The 14,941-nt window shown below is 70.3% G+C and carries 14 protein-coding genes, 1 pseudogene and 1 riboswitch; of the genes and pseudogenes, 7 read left to right on the forward strand and 8 right to left on the reverse strand.

Annotation, left to right across the window (positions count from 1 at the left end):
* Nucleotides 1–269 precede the first annotated feature (269 nt).
* A riboswitch (guanidine-III (ykkC-III) riboswitch) is annotated at nt 270–331 on the forward strand.
* 78 nt (nt 332–409) lie between these two features.
* The 4 genes from ACE1OA_RS34670 (at nt 410) to ACE1OA_RS34685 (ending at nt 6,994) form a co-directional block, all read left to right on the forward strand.
* A complete protein-coding gene (locus ACE1OA_RS34670; protein ID WP_386543411.1) occupies nt 410–862 on the forward strand; it encodes an Ohr family peroxiredoxin in 453 nt (150 codons plus the stop codon).
* Nucleotides 855–1,310, forward strand: a complete 456-nt coding sequence (locus tag ACE1OA_RS34675; RefSeq protein WP_386543409.1) for a hypothetical protein — start codon at nt 855–857, stop codon at nt 1,308–1,310. The genes ACE1OA_RS34670 and ACE1OA_RS34675 overlap by 8 nt, the downstream gene beginning before the upstream one ends.
* 592 nt (nt 1,311–1,902) lie before the next feature.
* Complete coding sequence (icmF, locus tag ACE1OA_RS34680; RefSeq protein ID WP_432753995.1) at nt 1,903–5,133, forward strand: fused isobutyryl-CoA mutase/GTPase IcmF; 3,231 nt, start codon at nt 1,903–1,905, stop codon at nt 5,131–5,133.
* A 406-nt stretch (nt 5,134–5,539) separates the two neighbouring features.
* Complete coding sequence (locus ACE1OA_RS34685) at nt 5,540–6,994, forward strand: hypothetical protein (RefSeq protein ID WP_432753996.1); 1,455 nt, start codon at nt 5,540–5,542, stop codon at nt 6,992–6,994.
* A 133-nt stretch (nt 6,995–7,127) separates the two neighbouring features.
* On the opposite strand, the gene ACE1OA_RS34690 is transcribed toward ACE1OA_RS34685, so the two are convergent.
* Nucleotides 7,128–7,709 carry a hypothetical protein gene (locus ACE1OA_RS34690; protein WP_432753997.1) on the reverse strand — a complete coding sequence of 194 codons (582 nt, stop codon included), beginning with the start codon at nt 7,707–7,709 and terminating at the stop codon, nt 7,128–7,130.
* Between the two features lie 174 nt (nt 7,710–7,883).
* Nucleotides 7,884–8,048, reverse strand: a complete 165-nt coding sequence (locus ACE1OA_RS34695) for a hypothetical protein (protein WP_356606101.1) — start codon at nt 8,046–8,048, stop codon at nt 7,884–7,886.
* Between the two features lie 380 nt (nt 8,049–8,428).
* Between ACE1OA_RS34695 and ACE1OA_RS34700 the strand changes: the two genes are divergently transcribed.
* From ACE1OA_RS34700 to ACE1OA_RS34710, 3 genes are all read left to right on the forward strand, one after another.
* Nucleotides 8,429–8,863 (forward strand): VOC family protein, encoded by a 435-nt coding sequence (locus ACE1OA_RS34700; protein ID WP_356606103.1) that lies wholly within the window; start codon nt 8,429–8,431, stop codon nt 8,861–8,863.
* A gap of 221 nt (nt 8,864–9,084) precedes the next feature.
* Nucleotides 9,085–10,701: a PP2C family protein-serine/threonine phosphatase gene (locus ACE1OA_RS34705; RefSeq protein WP_432753998.1), complete on the forward strand. Its 1,617-nt coding sequence runs from the start codon at nt 9,085–9,087 to the stop codon at nt 10,699–10,701.
* A gap of 201 nt (nt 10,702–10,902) precedes the next feature.
* The gene (locus tag ACE1OA_RS34710; RefSeq protein ID WP_356777769.1) at nt 10,903–11,226 is read left to right on the forward strand and encodes a plasmid stabilization protein; all 324 of its coding nucleotides are present in this window, start codon (nt 10,903–10,905) and stop codon (nt 11,224–11,226) included.
* A gap of 43 nt (nt 11,227–11,269) precedes the next feature.
* On the opposite strand, the gene ACE1OA_RS34715 is transcribed toward ACE1OA_RS34710, so the two are convergent.
* The 6 genes and pseudogenes from ACE1OA_RS34715 to ACE1OA_RS34740 form a co-directional block, all read right to left on the reverse strand.
* A complete protein-coding gene (locus ACE1OA_RS34715) occupies nt 11,270–11,584 on the reverse strand; it encodes a hypothetical protein (protein ID WP_356606109.1) in 315 nt (104 codons plus the stop codon).
* A 298-nt stretch (nt 11,585–11,882) separates the two neighbouring features.
* A complete protein-coding gene (locus tag ACE1OA_RS34720; protein ID WP_356606111.1) occupies nt 11,883–12,434 on the reverse strand; it encodes a cysteine hydrolase family protein in 552 nt (183 codons plus the stop codon).
* Nucleotides 12,435–12,502: 68 nt separating this feature from the next.
* Complete coding sequence (locus ACE1OA_RS34725) at nt 12,503–12,919, reverse strand: CBS domain-containing protein (protein WP_432753999.1); 417 nt, start codon at nt 12,917–12,919, stop codon at nt 12,503–12,505.
* 82 nt (nt 12,920–13,001) lie between these two features.
* Nucleotides 13,002–13,373 (reverse strand): fic family toxin-antitoxin system, toxin component, encoded by a 372-nt coding sequence (locus tag ACE1OA_RS34730; protein WP_356606138.1) that lies wholly within the window; start codon nt 13,371–13,373, stop codon nt 13,002–13,004.
* A 2-nt stretch (nt 13,374–13,375) separates the two neighbouring features.
* On the reverse strand, nt 13,376–13,639 hold the full coding sequence (locus ACE1OA_RS34735) for a hypothetical protein (RefSeq protein ID WP_356606115.1): 264 nt from the start codon (nt 13,637–13,639) through the stop codon (nt 13,376–13,378).
* A gap of 858 nt (nt 13,640–14,497) precedes the next feature.
* Nucleotides 14,498–14,692 (reverse strand): annotated as a pseudogene (locus ACE1OA_RS34740) (DUF3140 domain-containing protein); the annotation flags it as partial.
* Between the last annotated feature and the right edge of the window lie 249 nt (nt 14,693–14,941).

The following is a 14,941-nucleotide window of genomic DNA, read 5'->3' on the forward strand; positions in this document are numbered from 1 at the left end:
CCCTTCCTTCGGCCGTCGCGTCGTCGCGGCCCCTCCTCCGACGCGTCCAGTGGACGCACATCATGCGTCCACTGGACGCGTTGCGCAAGATCCCTCGACCGGGGAGAACGGATTCCCGCTCCGCCGCGTGGCCCGCCGCCCGGACCGCCGAGGGGGCCGATCCCGGCGACGACCGACGTGCTCAGCCGTGGTCGGGCGTCGATCCTCGCAGGTGAGGAAGGTCACCGGACCTCCCCGTTCCGGTGCCCCCTTCCGTTGCTAGATTGTCCGGCGGCCCGATCCCGGGCCCCGGACGAGATGCGCCGTACCCGGTCACGCACGACGACGCGCCACGGACCTCCCCAGCGGAGGCGCCGTCACGCCGCCCGGACCCGGGAGGCGTTCTCTCGTCGCACAGATGGGCCGAAACGTGACCGTGCCACTCACCCGCACCCTGTACCGGACGACCGCGCACGCCAGTGGGGGCCGCACCGGATCGGTTGCCACCGGCGACGGCCGCCTGGACGTCCGACTGGCCCCGCCGCGCAAGAACGTGCCGGGCACCACCAACCCCGAGCAGCTCTTCGCCGCCGGTTTCGCCGCCTGCTTCACCTCCGCGCTGGCCGAGGTGGCGGACGAGTTCGGAGCGGACGCCTCGGCCGCGCGTGTCGCATGCGAAGTGCAGCTGGGCACCACAGACACCCCCGCGGGCTACGGCCTCGCGGTCACCCTCACCGTCGCCCTCCCGGGCTGGACGGCGGCGGAACTCCTGCCCCTCCTGCACCGGGCCGACGCGGTCTGCCCCTACGCGCAGGCGGTGAAGGGGAACATCCCGCTCACCCTGCTGGCGGTCGACGACAGCGACATCGCCGCCGATGCCTGAGCCGACGGGCGCCGCCCGCGACGTCACCCCGACACCGAACGGTCCCGGCGTACCGGTTCCCGAGCGGGGCGCGTGGGTGCGACACGGCATCAGCCGGAACGGCGGCCCCCTGGCGGAGGACCGTGTCGTGGTGTGGCTCCAGACCGGGCCCTACTTCGCCGACAGCCGGGGATTTGCCGGCCGCACCTCCTTCGACGGCTCCCACGTGCACTTTCACCACCTCACGGGAGAGCCCGGCGAAGACAGCGGCATGCTCACCTGGAAGGGCGCGGACCTCGTCGAACGAGGGACCAACACCGACGGCAGCACCTTCCTCGAGATCTGGAGACCGCTCCCCGTCGACGACACGGAGAGCGGCTCCTGGGCCGGTCCGGACTACCACGTGGTCCGGGTCGGCAGGCATGTGGTGCACGTCGACTCCCGTTCCGGCACGTACTGGCGGATGTGACCACACGGGGCTGCTCGACGTCCTGACCGGATTTGCCCGGACGGGCCGGACGGCTTGACCGGGTCGCCGACGGTTCCGACCGGGACACGGTCACCGGAGCGCGCGACGAGCCGTGGGACGTGGCGGCCGGAGGGAAGCCGTTCTCGGTCTCGGCTGTTCGCCCCTGGGGGACCCGCCGACCGGACTGTCCGGCCGGCGGCGGCGCAGCCGGTTGCAGGAATCCGCGCCGAACGGAAGGCGGGCGCACCCGGTTGCAGGGGTCCGCGCCGGACGGAAGGCGGGCGCACCCGGTGACGATCGGCGCACCGATCGGTCCGTACCGGCGCCGCCGTTCCCTGCGGCCTCCACGTCGCCCCGCACCCAGGGCGGACCCGTCCCGCCCCCGGACCGACTCCCGCCCGGGCGCGTGCGCGCCCGCTTGCCACCCGCCCGCCACTCACCGCAGCCGGACGCCGATCCCGAGGGTGCGATCCCGAGGACCGCGCCCCGGCGGGTACTGTGCTCGCCGTCACATGAAGTCACCCCCTGCAATTTACTAGGACGTCCTAGTATCTCTGGGGTATGAGCTCCACCGCATGCTCCGGAGGGCCCCATGAGCGATCTGCACCGTCCCGCGAACCCCGTACGCCTCGTCACCGCTTCCGCCCTGTTCGACGGCCATGACGCCTCGATCAACATCATGCGGAGGATCTTCCAGGCGCAGGGCGTCGAGGTGATCCACCTCGGGCACAACCGCTCGGTCAAGGAAGTGGTCGACGCGGTGCTGGAGGAGGACGCGCACGGTGTGGCGGTCTCGTCCTACCAGGGCGGGCACGTGGAGTACTTCGAGTACCTCGTGGAGTCGCTGAGCGCCCAGGGGGCCGACCACGTCCGGGTCGTCGGCGGCGGCGGGGGCGTGATCGTCCCCGAGGAGATCTCCCGGCTGCGGGCGAGCGGGGTCACCATCTTCTCCCCGGAGGACGGGCAGCGGATGGGCCTCGCCGGGATGGTCAACTCTGTCGTCCAGGACTGCGACTTCGACCTGTGGGACACCAAGCCCGTCGAGGCGTCCGCCGTCCTGGCCGGCGACCGTTTCGCCATCGCCCGCGCCGTCACCGGGGCCGAGCTGGGCCGGCTTCCGGCCGCGTTCCTGGACGAGCTGCGCGCCGCCTCCGCGGCGCGCACGGTCCCCGTACTCGGCATCACCGGCACCGGCGGCTCCGGCAAGTCCTCGCTCACCGACGAGCTGGTCCGCCGGCTCCGCGTCGACCAGCAGGACAAGCTGCGGATCGCCGTGATCGCCGTGGACCCGACGCGCCGCCGGGGCGGCGGCGCCCTGCTCGGCGACCGCATCCGGATGAACTCGCTGGACGGCGGCCAGGTGTTCTTCCGGAGCCTGGCCACCCGCGGCAGCCACGAGGTGCCCGAGCACCTGGCCGACGTGATCGACGTCGTGAAGGCCGCCGGCTTCGACCTCGTCATCGTGGAGACCCCGGGCATCGGCCAGGGCGACGCGGCGATCGTGCCGTTCGTCGGCACGTCGCTCTACGTGATGACGCCCGAGTTCGGCGCCGCCTCCCAGCTCGAGAAGATCGACATGCTCGACTTCGCCGACGTCGTGGCCATCAACAAGTTCGAACGGCGCGGTGCCCTCGACGCCATGCGGGACGTCGCCCGCCAGCTCATCCGCAACCGCGAGGCGTTCGGCAAGCGGCCGGAGGAGATGCCCGTCTACGGCACCTCGGCGGCCACCTTCAACGACGACGGCGTCACCGCGCTCTACCAGCACCTCACGACCTTGCTCGCCGCCGAGGGCCTGTCGCTGTCCGAGGGCACGCTGCCGGCCGTCGACGTCCGGCACTCCTCGGGCATCCGCCGGGTCGTCCCCTCGGACCGGGTGCGCTACCTCGCCGAGATCACCGAGACGGTCCGCCGGTACCACTCCGAGACCCTCGCCCTCTCCGAGGCCGCCCGCCGCGTCCAGCGCCTGGACGCGGTCCGGGAGGAACTCGTCGCCGCCGGCCACGACGGCTCCGGCGTCCAGGAGCTCCTCGAAGGCGCCCGCGAGCAGCTGCCTCACGACGTGACCGCCCGGATCGAGGGATGGCCCGCCGTCGTCGCGGCGTACGCGAAGGACGAGCTGGTCGTGAAGGTACGCGACCGGGAGATCCGTACCCGGCTGATGCGCGAGTCCCTCTCCGGCAACAAGATCCCCCGCGTCGCCCTGCCCCGCTACACCGACCACGGCGAGCTGGTGCGGTTCTGGCGCGACGAGAACCTGCCCGGCCACTTCCCCTTCACCGCGGGAGTCTTCCCCTTCAAGCGGGACGGCGAGGACCCGGCGCGCATGTTCGCGGGTGAGGGCGACCCGTTCCGCACCAACCGCCGCTTCAGGCTGCTGTCCGAAGGCCAGCCGGCCACTCGTCTGTCCACGGCCTTCGACTCCGTCACCCTCTACGGCCGTGACCCCGACGAGCGCCCCGACATCTACGGCAAGGTCGGCACCTCCGGCGTCTCGGTGGCCACGCTCGACGACATGAAGGCGCTCTTCGACGGCTTCGACCTGGTCGCGCCGACGACGTCCGTCTCCATGACCATCAACGGCCCCGCCCCCACCATCCTGGCGTTCTTCCTGAACACCGCGATCGACCAGCAGACCGAGCGCTTCCGGGCGGACGAGGGCCGGGAGCCCACGCCCGAGGAGGCGGACGAGCTGCGCGCGAAGGCGCTGGCGAACGTCCGCGGCACCGTGCAGGCCGACATCCTCAAGGAGGACCAGGGCCAGAACACCTGCCTGTTCTCCACCGAGTTCTCCCTGCGGATGATGGCCGACGTCCAGGAGTGGTTCATCGAGAACCGGGTCCGCAACTTCTACTCGGTGTCCATCTCCGGCTACCACATCGCCGAGGCCGGCGCGAACCCCATCAGCCAGCTCGCCTTCACCCTGGCCAACGGCTTCACCTACGTCGAGGCGTACCTCGCCCGGGGCATGGACATCGACGACTTCGCCCCGAACCTCTCGTTCTTCTTCTCCAACGGCATGGACCCCGAGTACTCCGTCCTCGGCCGGGTCGCCCGCCGCGTCTGGGCCGTCGCGATGAAGGAGAGGTACGGTGCCAACGAGCGCTCCCAGAAGCTGAAGTACCACGTCCAGACCTCGGGCCGCTCCCTGCACGCCCAGGAGATGGACTTCAACGACATCCGCACCACGCTCCAGGCCCTCATCGCCATCTACGACAACTGCAACAGCCTGCACACCAACGCCTACGACGAGGCCGTCACCACGCCCACGGAGGAGTCGGTCCGCCGGGCCCTGGCGATCCAGCTCATCATCAACCGGGAGTGGGGCCTCGCCATGAACGAGAACCCGCTCCAGGGGGCGTTCGTCATCGACGAGCTCACCGACCTGGTCGAGCAGGCGGTGCTCACCGAGTTCGAACGGATCAGCGAGCGCGGCGGCGTTCTCGGCGCCATGGAGACCGGCTACCAGCGCGGCCGCATCCAGGACGAGTCGATGCTGTACGAGCAGCGCAAGCACGACGGCACCCTGCCCCTGATCGGCGTCAACACCTTCCGCAACCCGCACGCCGCGGACGCCGAGCCCGTCGCCATCGAGCTGGCGCGCGCCACGCAGGAGGAGAAGCAGTCCCAGCTGGACCGCGTCCGCGACTACCAGGCCTCGCACCAGGAGCCCGCGAACGCTGCCCTGGCGGCCCTCAAGAGCGCGGCCATGGAAGGCCGGAACGTCTTCAGCGTCCTCATGGAAGCCGCCCGCGTCTGCTCGCTGCAGCAGGTCACCGACGCCTTCTTCGAGGTGGGCGGCCAGTACCGCCGTAACGTCTGACCTCGCCCGGAGGCGGACGAGCAGCCGCTCGGGGCCACGTGCCACTCCCACCCGGCACGTGGCCCCGCTGTCGGCGGGCCATCCGTGGGGCGACGAGGACGGCGGGCCGACAGAACGGCAGCCCGGGCGTCCTCGACAGCTGCCGTCGCTCGGGTCGTCGTCTTCCGGACAGGCCGGGAGGGCGTCCTCGGGCGGCGCCCGGTCCCAGGTGGGAGGGATTCGGACATGTTGCGAGCGGGCAGTGATTGGCATGGTCTCGTCAAGGTGATCGTGGCATTCTGTGCAGCCCCTCAGGCCGCGCCCGAACCACGCGCCCGCGTATGCCCCTCGGAGGCATGAGCCCATGTCCGCATCGCGAACAAGTACGGCACCACGAAGAAGCGCGTCGGCCCGTCTCCTCGTCCTGGTGGCGACACTCGCCATGGTGTGGCTGCCGACCGCCGGCCAGGTCCGGGCCGACACTCCTCCCGCGGCGGCGCAGGTCCGCCTCGACTCCTGGATGGGCGACCTGGCTCCGCGCATCGCCGGTACCCCGCTCAACCGGATCGCCATGCCCGGCAGCCACGACGCGGGATCCTGGAGCATCACCGCGCGGTCGGGGCAGTGCCGCACCGGCTACATCTACGACCTGGCCAGGGGCTTCCCGCAGTTGGCCGCGAGCGTCGCCAGGACCCAACGCGTGTCGATCGCCGAGCAGCTCTCGAACGGATCCCGGTACGTCGACCTGCGCCTGTGCAAGCAGGACGGCCAGTGGTTCACCTTCCACGGCTCCCCGCTCGGCGCCCCGTTCTTCGAACCGAACGGAGAGGCCGACCAGATCGGCCGATGGATCGCCGCGCACCCGTCGGAGCTCGTCGTCATCAGCCTGTCCGTGAGCGCCCCCGCGGCGGAGCTGCCCGCGGCCACCGCGGAGGCGTACGACCGCTTCGCCGCCGTCGCCGGTACGGCGAGGCTCGCCTCCCGGTCCCAGTTCGCCCCCGGCTCGACCTACGGCAGCGTCGTCGCCGCCGGGAAGAGCGTGATCCTGCTGGACGACTCCGGACTGGCCGACCGGGACTGGGCCTGGAGCGCCACCGCCACCTCGTCCGGCCGCGGAAGCTACCCCGCGGAAAGCCCGCCGGCCGGCAACTACCTCAGGGATTTCGCCGGTCCCCAGGCGCTGTTCGCGGAGACCCTCGCGCGCGACCGGGCAGCCCTCGCGCGGGAACCGGGAGGGGACGCCGGAAAGTTCTTCGTCATGGCCGGGATCGTCCAGCCGGACACCCTCCTCGGCCTCGCCGGCCTGCAGCAGAGCTTCACAGCGCTGCCCGACTCGATGACCTGCGTCCCAGGCTCCTTCTACGACCCCCGCAACGGAGGGGAGTGCTGGTCCTGCCCGGCCGAGTACGTACGGAACATCACCCCCGTCACCCAGGGCGACGCCTGCTGGCTGCCCAGCCGCGCCGTCAGCACCGCCGCGACGTACGTGCGGAACGAGACGTGGGCGTGGAACTGCCCCGCGGGCACCTTCTGGGATCCCCGCATGGACGCCTTCCCCTGGCAGGGGCAGTGCTGGTCCTGCCCGCCGGACCACCTGCGCAACGTCACTCCCGTCACCAGCGCGACCGCCTGCTGGCGCATGACCCCCATCCGCCAGGCGCCGGCGACCCTCCGGGGCCCTTCCGGGATCACCCGCACGTTCCTCCTGGACCGGGCGGCGTCCTACAACGCACTCCTCCACCAGGAACTGCTCGGCCCCTGGAAGGCTCCGGAGCTGCGGAAGAACCTGAACATCGTCGCCGTGGACGACGTCACCGGCGCCCCGGACGGCCTCCAGCCGGGCGACCTGGCCCGCGCGATCATCGCGTACAACACGCAGTGACAGCCGCGGGGTGCTCCGCCAGGCTCCACCTGGCGGAGCACCCCGCGGGCAGCGGGTCCGATCCCGCGTGGCGCCTGCCGAACGGCCACGGTCTCGTCGTGCCCGCTGAACGCCCACCGGGACCGAGTGGGCGTCAGCTGTAGACCATGGGGCAGCCCCGCCGGATCGAGTGCTGAGCAGCGCGCAGGAACACCGCGACGTAGAACGCCGCGTCCGGGTCCTTGCTCCACGCCCCGGTCCGAGGAGCGGCCGGCTCCTTACTCCGGTCCCTGAACCACCTGCTCAGATCGAGGTTGTCGCAGGTCGCCGGAACATCCGAAGGCAGATCGATGGCAGCCGCCAGCCTCTTGGCCAGCGGCAACACCTGGGGAGCGCCGGCGACCATGGAGTCGTGGTCGTCGGCGTCGATGGGCAGCCAGATCTCCTCATGGAGCGAGAAGGGCACGAGGACGGTCCAGCCGCAGAGGGTCTCCGTCTCCTCGCGTGACAGGTGCGTCTCGCAGAGGGCCAGAAACCCCGTCATGAGCGGGGCCATCTTCTCCTCGAAGGCCTGCCCGGATCCGGGTGCGAAGTCCGTCTCCGCAGGTACGTCCAGGTAGGGAGGCATGCCTCGCCGCCCGAGCTCAGCATTGAGCGTCGAGGCGACCTCGCCCCATCCGCCCTCCTCGTCACCGAACCACTCTTCCGCGCCGATGCTCACCAGATACACACCCATGCGGGGAAGCTATCGCGCGCATCTGACACCGAGGGGTGAGCCGAGGTGGGGCGTGGTGTCGTCCTTGGTGAAGCTCCGCGTGCCGCGCCAACTCGGCTTCCCTGAACGCCTTGTGGCTCACTGCGCCCTCGCGGCTCGGCTCTCGGGGCTCGCACGGGGCAGGTGTGTCCGCTCCTACCGCCAGGGCGGTCGGGGCCCGTGGCCGAGGAGGTGGGAGACGGCCAGGACCGACGCGACCCACATGATCACCCCGGCCCAGGCCAGAACCTCGAAGCCGGTGGCCCGGGCCGCCACCAGCAGCGACAGCGCGCACACCAGCGCTGCGAGGACCGCGAGCACCGCCGCCCGTGCGGGGGCTGCCCGCCGGATCGGCCGGCCTGCGCACCGGGCGCCATCTGCCAGGTCCGCTGCCAGCTGATCCCAGGCCGCTGTCTCCCGAGGCGTCAAAGCACCCTGCGCCATGACCAACCCACCCCCCCTCTCGCGCGCCGCCTCCGGACGCGCCGGCGCCCGAGTACCCCCGGACGTCGCCGTCATGCCGCCGATGCGCGGGCGGCCCCGGAACCCCGCGCCCAGTGCTCCCGGTACCGGCATCGGAATCCCCGGTGAGGACGTGTGACCGGCAGGTGCGCCGCGAGGACCCGGTGGCGCCGGGCGAAGGAAGGGGACGGGTCTTTCCAGGCGAAGGAGCGGCGGAGGGCCCCTGCTATGGTGCGCCGATGTCAGTGATCAAGAAATTCCAAGTCACCTTCGACTGCGCGGAACCTGAGCGCGTCGCTCGATTCTGGTGCGAGGTGCTGGGGTATGTCGCAGCCCCGCCACCGGAGGGGTTCGCCACCTGGGACGATTTCAACCGCACCCTGCCTCCCGCGGAGCAGGATGCGTGGTTCGCCTGTAGTGATCCCTCGGGTGAGGGCCCGCGCCTGTACTTCCAGCGGGTCCCCGAAGGCAAGAGCGCCAAGAATCGGGTCCATCTCGACGTCCGGGTCGGCACCGGGCTCGTGGGGGACGAGCGCCTCGCCACGCTCGAGGCCGAGTGCGCACGACTGGTCGCGCTCGGCGCCACCCACGTGCAAACGCTGTACGCGGATGGGGAGAACGAGTCGTGCATCCCCATGCTGGACATCGAGGGCAACGAGTTCTGCATCGACTGAGCACTCGCCGAGCCGCGGGAGGCGAGGGAGTCGCCTCCCCTGGCTCTTCCGATTCCGGGCATCCTGCCCCGTGACCGCGTCACGGTCTCGCCGGCTCTCGACATCGGCCACGCGCGCCGCCGCCACCGGGCAGCGGAGTCGTGCGTCTCCGCTGCGGAGCCGGAGTCTGTGTCCGGATGTCCAGTCTCGGAGCGAGCGCCGGAGCGTGACATGCTCTGTCCATGACTGACCGTCAGGAGCCAGGGGAGCGGGGCCGCGGCATGGATGACGACTCTCCCTTCGCCTCGAACCAGTACGTGCCCGGCCACCCGCTGCGATCGGGCGACGCCGTGTCGAGTCCCGTCGTGCAGGAGGTCCTCGACGGGCTACCGGGTTCGGCGATCTTTCTGATGCCGGAACGGGGACCCGATGGAGCGGTCGTGGACTTCCGGATCACGGCGGCGTCGCCCGATGCGGTCGACATCGCATCGCGCCGGGGAAAGGAGCTGATCGGGCTGAGTGTCCTGAAGACCTACCCCACCGTCGCCGGCACGGATTTGTGGCGGGGGTACCTGAGCACGCTGGAGAGCGGAGTCCGCTTCGAGGGTGAACCGTTCGAGTACCAGGAAGTCGTCGCCGGTCTGCCACGCCTCTCCCGATTCGCTGTCCGCGTCGCCGGTTGCCAGAGCGGCCTCATCGTCTCCTGGGTCCGGCTGGACAGCGGGGAGCGCGAGCAGCGTCGTCTGGCGGTGATGCAGCGGCTGGGACAGATGGGATGGGCCGACTGGGACCTGACGCAGAACGTGATCACGTGGTCTGACGAGGTCTACCGCATTTTCGACCGAGACCCCTCCCTGGGACCTGTCACCCTCGAAGAGCTTCCCGAGCTCGTGGTCGGTGAGGACCTTCCTGCCCTGGGTGACACCGTGCAGCGCTTGCTGGGCGCGGGCGAATCCATCGACCACACCTTTCGGATCACCACCCCTGGCGGTGGGATCCGGCACCTGCGGATCGTCGCGGAAGCGGAGACCGACGTCCGTGGAAAGCCGGTGGAGGTCCACGGCTTCTTCCAGGACCGTAGCGCAGCGAAACAGGCCGAGCGGCAACTCCTGGACCAGGAGGAGGCAGCCCTCATCCAACGAAGCGCGCTGACCGCCGAGCGCGAACTGGCCGCCCGCCTTCAGCACGCCCTCCTGCCGCTCTCCCACCAGTCTCTGCATCTGGCCGACCTCACCGTGGATGTGGCCTATCAGCCCTCGCAGGAAGGACTCAACGTCGGGGGCGACTGGTACAGCGCCATCGAGCTGCCCGACCGGAGCGTTCTGCTCGTCGTCGGTGACGTCGCCGGTCACGGCCTGGACGCGGTGGCGACGATGGCCCAGCTGCGGTTCACCGCGAAAGGCATGGCGATCACCGAAGCGTCGTTGCCCACGATCCTCCAGCGACTGAACACACTCCTGCTGCACACCTCGGAGCGGAGCTCCAGCACCGCCACGATGATCATGGCGCGCTACGATCCCGCCACCGCAGAAGTCACCTGGGTTCAGGCCGGCCATCTGCCGCCCCTTCTCCTGCGCGGGGGAGAGGCCCGGTACCTGCCGGCGCCGGCGGGCGTCCTGTTGGGCGGAGTGGCCGACCCGAGCTACGAGGCGGCGACCCTACGTCTTCTTCCCGGCGACCACCTGCTGCTCTACACAGACGGGCTGATCGAGCAGCCCAGCGAGCCCTTGGATGACGGCCTGGCCCGCCTGGCCGACGCTTCGAGGGCCTGCGGGGGACGCCTGGACGGCATTCTGCGTTCTCTGGTCAAGCCGGACGTCCGTCGCGACGACATCTGCGTCCTCCACGTCAGCCTCTGACAGGTTCGAACGAGGGCGCGTCGTGCCGGAGCGGAACCCTGCCGCTCGGCGGTTACCCGGACCCGCTCCGCGGAGGGGGCGCCCCCGGCCTCGGGCTCCGGCACTCGGTGACCGTTTCCGTGGACGGCGGTGTGTGAGATGCGGTGGGATCGGGGCACCCGCACCATGACCGTGACATCACCGTCGATCGGGAGGCACGTCATGCCCCGAGGTTCCAGCCCGAAGCGAGAACGCCAGTACGAGCACATCAAGGAGTCGGGAGAGAAGCGCGGCATGTCCGAAGACCGCGCGAAGGAGATGGCGTCGCGCACCGTGAACAAGGAACGCGCCCGCTCGGGCGAGTCCAAGACGGCGAGCCGCAGCTCCACCCAGGGGAAGTCTGCCTCACAGCGGGGCGGGGAGAAGTCCCGCGGCGGCTCGTCCGAACGCACCAAGGACGAGCTGTACGAGGAAGCCAAGCAGCGCGACATCGACGGCCGCTCCAAGATGACCAAGCAGCAACTCAAGAACGCCCTCGGCCACTGATCCGGCACAGCCAACCCTGGCTGGCTCGACTTGCCGCAGCAGGTCAGCGCTCGCGGCGGGCTCCGGTCGTCAGCCGCTCGGATGCATGGCCGGCGGCGCCGTGGTCCCAGACTGCTCCGGGCCCGGTGGCGGACAGAGGGATGCCCATGCTCTCGCACATCCGGTGCGCGCGGGCGAGGGCGCTGAGAGTAGCGGGGGAGGGCGTCGGGGTGGGGAGTTCGACGAGTACCTGGCCGGGTTGGTTGCTGGCGACGAGGGCCTCGATCTCCAGGGCGGCCGCGGCCCGGGTGGTGACATCGAGTTCCCGTAGGAGGGTGACGCGCAGCACGCCGTCCCTGAGGGTGTGGCTGATGACCATGATCGCCTCCCGGACTCGCTCCAGACATGCGAAATGCCCAGCTCAGCGTCTATGAGTGTGGCCGACGGCCGGGTCCGGCGCCACTCGTGCGCTGCGCGCCGGAGTGGAACACAGCAGGCTTGGCGCCGGCCGGGGCCCTGCTCATGAGTGGGTGCAGATTCGACGCCTGCGCGGTCCCCTCTCCGCGGGAGAGGAGCGCCTTGTTGCGATGCAAGGTCTTCGGTGCCCCGCGCGTGGGCGGAGCGCCGGACGCGTGCCCTGCCGGCGCGGAAGTCCCTTGGCCGGCCGCTGGAGGATTTCAGGGTCGTTGGTCTTCGAAGGAGAGGTCGTCCAAGGGTACGAGGGTGGCGGACATGTTGATCTGCATCATGCGCAGGGCGGAGTGGGCGAGTGCCGGGTCGATGTGGGCGACGGCTTCGGGGGCGAGGCAGACATGGAAGTGGCGGATGTGGGCGTCCAGCGCGGAGTAGAGGACGCATTGCTCGGTGACCTGTCCGCACAGGACGAGGCGTCGGGCTTCGAGCTGCCCGAGCAGGTAGGCCAAGGGGGTCTCGTAGAAGATCGAGTGGCGGGCCTTGACGATGAAGAGGGAGTCCTCGTCGGGAGTGATCGGCTCGACGAGTTCGGGGTGGCGCCCGTCCAGGGCTGCTCGCACGAGCTCACCGTGATGGGAGCGCCACTGGCCGAAGTTGTCGTTCACGTAGATCACGGGCACTGATGCGGCCCGTGCGCGCTCGAGCAGTTCTTCCACGGCCGGCAGCGCTTCGCGCACCGAGGTGACCAGGGCGTCGGCGTCCTGGTGGTCGTAGGTGTTCAGCATGTCGATCACGATGAGCGCGGTGCTCGCCATGAGACCACCGCCTTTCAGCGCACCGCTCGGTACGCAGGCGCCCCGGGCGTCCAGGGCGCCTGCGGGTTTCAGTCGGCCGACAGGGCTTCGAGGAGGTCTCCGACCTGAGGGTCTGGCAGGGCACGGGCGACGTCGGCCTGAGCGACGATGCCGACGAGGGAGTGGCCGTCGATGACGGGCAGCCGGCGCACCTTGTGCCGAGTCATGGTGCGCAGGATCTCGGCGGCATCATCGTCGGCGCCGATGGTGACGGCTTCGCCCTGGGCGAGCTCGCCGGCCTGGCAGGAGGCCGGGTCCTTACCCGCTCCGAGGACCTTCACGACGATGTCTCGGTCGGTGAGCATGCCCTTGAGCTTGTTGTCGGTGCCGCAGATGGGCAGCGCGCCTACGCCCATGTCGGTCATCTTCTTGGCCGCGTCCAGGACGCTGTCCTGGGCGCCGATACACGTGGCGTCAGGGGTCATGATCTCGCGTGCGGTGGGCATGACGATCCTCCACCCATTCGCGTGAACGGTGCCTGTCGTCCGGCACATGCCCCCGGTGCGGCGCGTCATGCGGCCCGATGGGTCAGGGCTGCCAGGTGTGCAGGAGGTCGGCGATGCGGGCGGCTGTGGAGCGGGGGTCGTAGAGCTCGTGCGCGAGGGTGGTGAGCTGTTCGCGGGTGGGATCTGCGGGGATGCCGCTGGCATTGAGGTACATGACCGCGACCGCGCAGGCGACGGTCAGGTTGGAGCGTTCGAGCCAGCGGCATCGGCCCAGGGTGTGGACGAGAGCTGCAGCCCGCGCATAGGGGCCGCCGTACACGGCCTGGTCCAGAAGCTCGGCTTGGTGACGCGCGACCGCGGCGAGCGGAACACCGAGGTCGTCGGGAGCCGGGTCGGACCGGCCGGCACGTTCGGCCACCTCGAGGATCCAGGACAGGTCGACGTGCAAGGACATGCTCACGCAGCGGCGCCCCGACCGCTGGGCGCAGGCGCGTGCCCGGCGTCGAGGTCGGCTTCCAGATCGTCGAGGAAGTCGCCATGCCGGTCGAGGAGCTTCTGGGCCGCAGCCATGCCGGCGGCACGGGCACCGGAGGTGTCCTCGGCGATCAGGCGTTCCACGTACCTGTTGAAGTCCAGCCCGCGCGCGGCGGCAGCGTCTTTGCCCGCCGCCAGGACGTCCGGCGTCAGTCGCAGCTGGGTCTGCTTCCTGTCGGTGCTCACGGACCCAGGGTAGCAGGGTGGTAGCAGGGCTTTCATGCTCAGTCACCAGAGGCGAGCGGATGTCCCTCATTCCTGGGCGCGGCGTAGTGGCCTCGTGTCCTGCGCCGCTTGCTTTCGCCGGTGGAGGGCCCGCTCCTTGGCCGGCTTGCGTCGTCCCTCGGCGGCACCGGGGTGCGCTCTTTCGCCGGGAGCCGAGAGCCAGGTGTGCCCTTTGCTCTCATGTGGGACGGTGGCGCGGGTCGCCCCTGCGAGGGCTTAGGCGCCGTCGTCCGACTCCGCCCGTCGAGCCGCGGCCTCCACGGCCCGCTCCAGATCGGACGGATCCAGCCCCTTGGCAGCCGCATGCTCCGCGATCGCGTTCTGTACCACTGCCGCGCTCTCGACCCAAGGCCGCCACGCCTCGGGAGAGACTCCCCGGACCTCCGCCTCTCGGCGGGCCGCATACGCGACTCGTTGGAGCTCGACGAGGGATTCAGGAGGAGTCTCAGCCACGCCGAAACGGTAGGGGCAGCGATGCACAGTCCACGCCACCGCGGTCCGGACGCGCTCGGTGAGCCGCCCGATCAGCCGTATGAGCATGATGTGCCACGTCGCGCGGGGGCATCGTCGCCGTCCCACCCGTGGCGCGCCCGGGCTCCGGATGGCGGATGCCCAGTGGTCTCAGCCCGCATAGCTGGGCGTGATTCCGCATGGCCCGTGATTGCCCCGAGCCGTCGCTGGGCAGAGGCCGGAATCGGTGCCCGCGGACATCGGCGCCCATGCTCCGGAGGGGCTACGTCGTCCCTTCGCCGATCTACTCGCACGGCATCGCACACTCCTGCACAGACCGGTGCACGCGCCCGCGTGAAGGTCACTTCTTGGGATCGTGGCCCAATTCATGAGCGAGTGGCGCCACATGGTGTCGGTGATATCACCGTCGGGTCGCTGCGCGAGGCGACGTTCCACGTATCCGGCAACCTTGCGGATGTGGGCGAGATCGCTCTCGCTGAGCTCGACCTGCTTCGTACGCCGGGGCTTCACGATGCGTCGTCCCGAAGCGTGCCCCGTTGACTCCGATTCCCGGAGCCGGAACGCCCCCGGGCGGCCTCCCCTTCGTTGCGCGTGCGGCACAGGAATGCGGCACGCCATGCACACAACAGCACGCTACCCGGGCCTTAAGTTCACCAAGCGCGGTGAGACGAACGTGTGGATGCCCGACTCGCAGAGCGATGACGGGACAACCACCCACTCCTGATCTCACCGCTCCACACCTGTAGCGCTGCTGCAGTGAAACCGATCCTCAGTTTCCGGGCACAGCAGCGC

This window comes from Streptomyces sp. JL2001, assembly GCF_050917515.1.
In the GTDB taxonomy this organism is placed as follows: Bacteria; Actinomycetota; Actinomycetes; order Streptomycetales; family Streptomycetaceae; genus Streptomyces.

Coding starts and splice junctions, on each gene's coding strand:
- ACE1OA_RS34710 (WP_356777769.1), top strand. CDS start 10,903: ATGCCCCGAGGTTCCAGCCCGAAGCGAGAACGCCAGTACGAGCACATC.
- ACE1OA_RS34720 (WP_356606111.1), bottom strand. CDS start 12,434: ATGGCGAGCACCGCGCTCATCGTGATCGACATGCTGAACACCTACGAC.
- ACE1OA_RS34715 (WP_356606109.1), bottom strand. CDS start 11,584: ATGGTCATCAGCCACACCCTCAGGGACGGCGTGCTGCGCGTCACCCTC.
- ACE1OA_RS34690 (WP_432753997.1), bottom strand. CDS start 7,709: ATGGGTGTGTATCTGGTGAGCATCGGCGCGGAAGAGTGGTTCGGTGAC.
- ACE1OA_RS34705 (WP_432753998.1), top strand. CDS start 9,085: ATGACTGACCGTCAGGAGCCAGGGGAGCGGGGCCGCGGCATGGATGAC.
- ACE1OA_RS34730 (WP_356606138.1), bottom strand. CDS start 13,373: ATGTCCTTGCACGTCGACCTGTCCTGGATCCTCGAGGTGGCCGAACGT.
- ACE1OA_RS34675 (WP_386543409.1), top strand. CDS start 855: ATGCCTGAGCCGACGGGCGCCGCCCGCGACGTCACCCCGACACCGAAC.
- ACE1OA_RS34725 (WP_432753999.1), bottom strand. CDS start 12,919: ATGCCCACCGCACGCGAGATCATGACCCCTGACGCCACGTGTATCGGC.
- ACE1OA_RS34700 (WP_356606103.1), top strand. CDS start 8,429: ATGTCAGTGATCAAGAAATTCCAAGTCACCTTCGACTGCGCGGAACCT.
- icmF (WP_432753995.1), top strand. CDS start 1,903: ATGAGCGATCTGCACCGTCCCGCGAACCCCGTACGCCTCGTCACCGCT.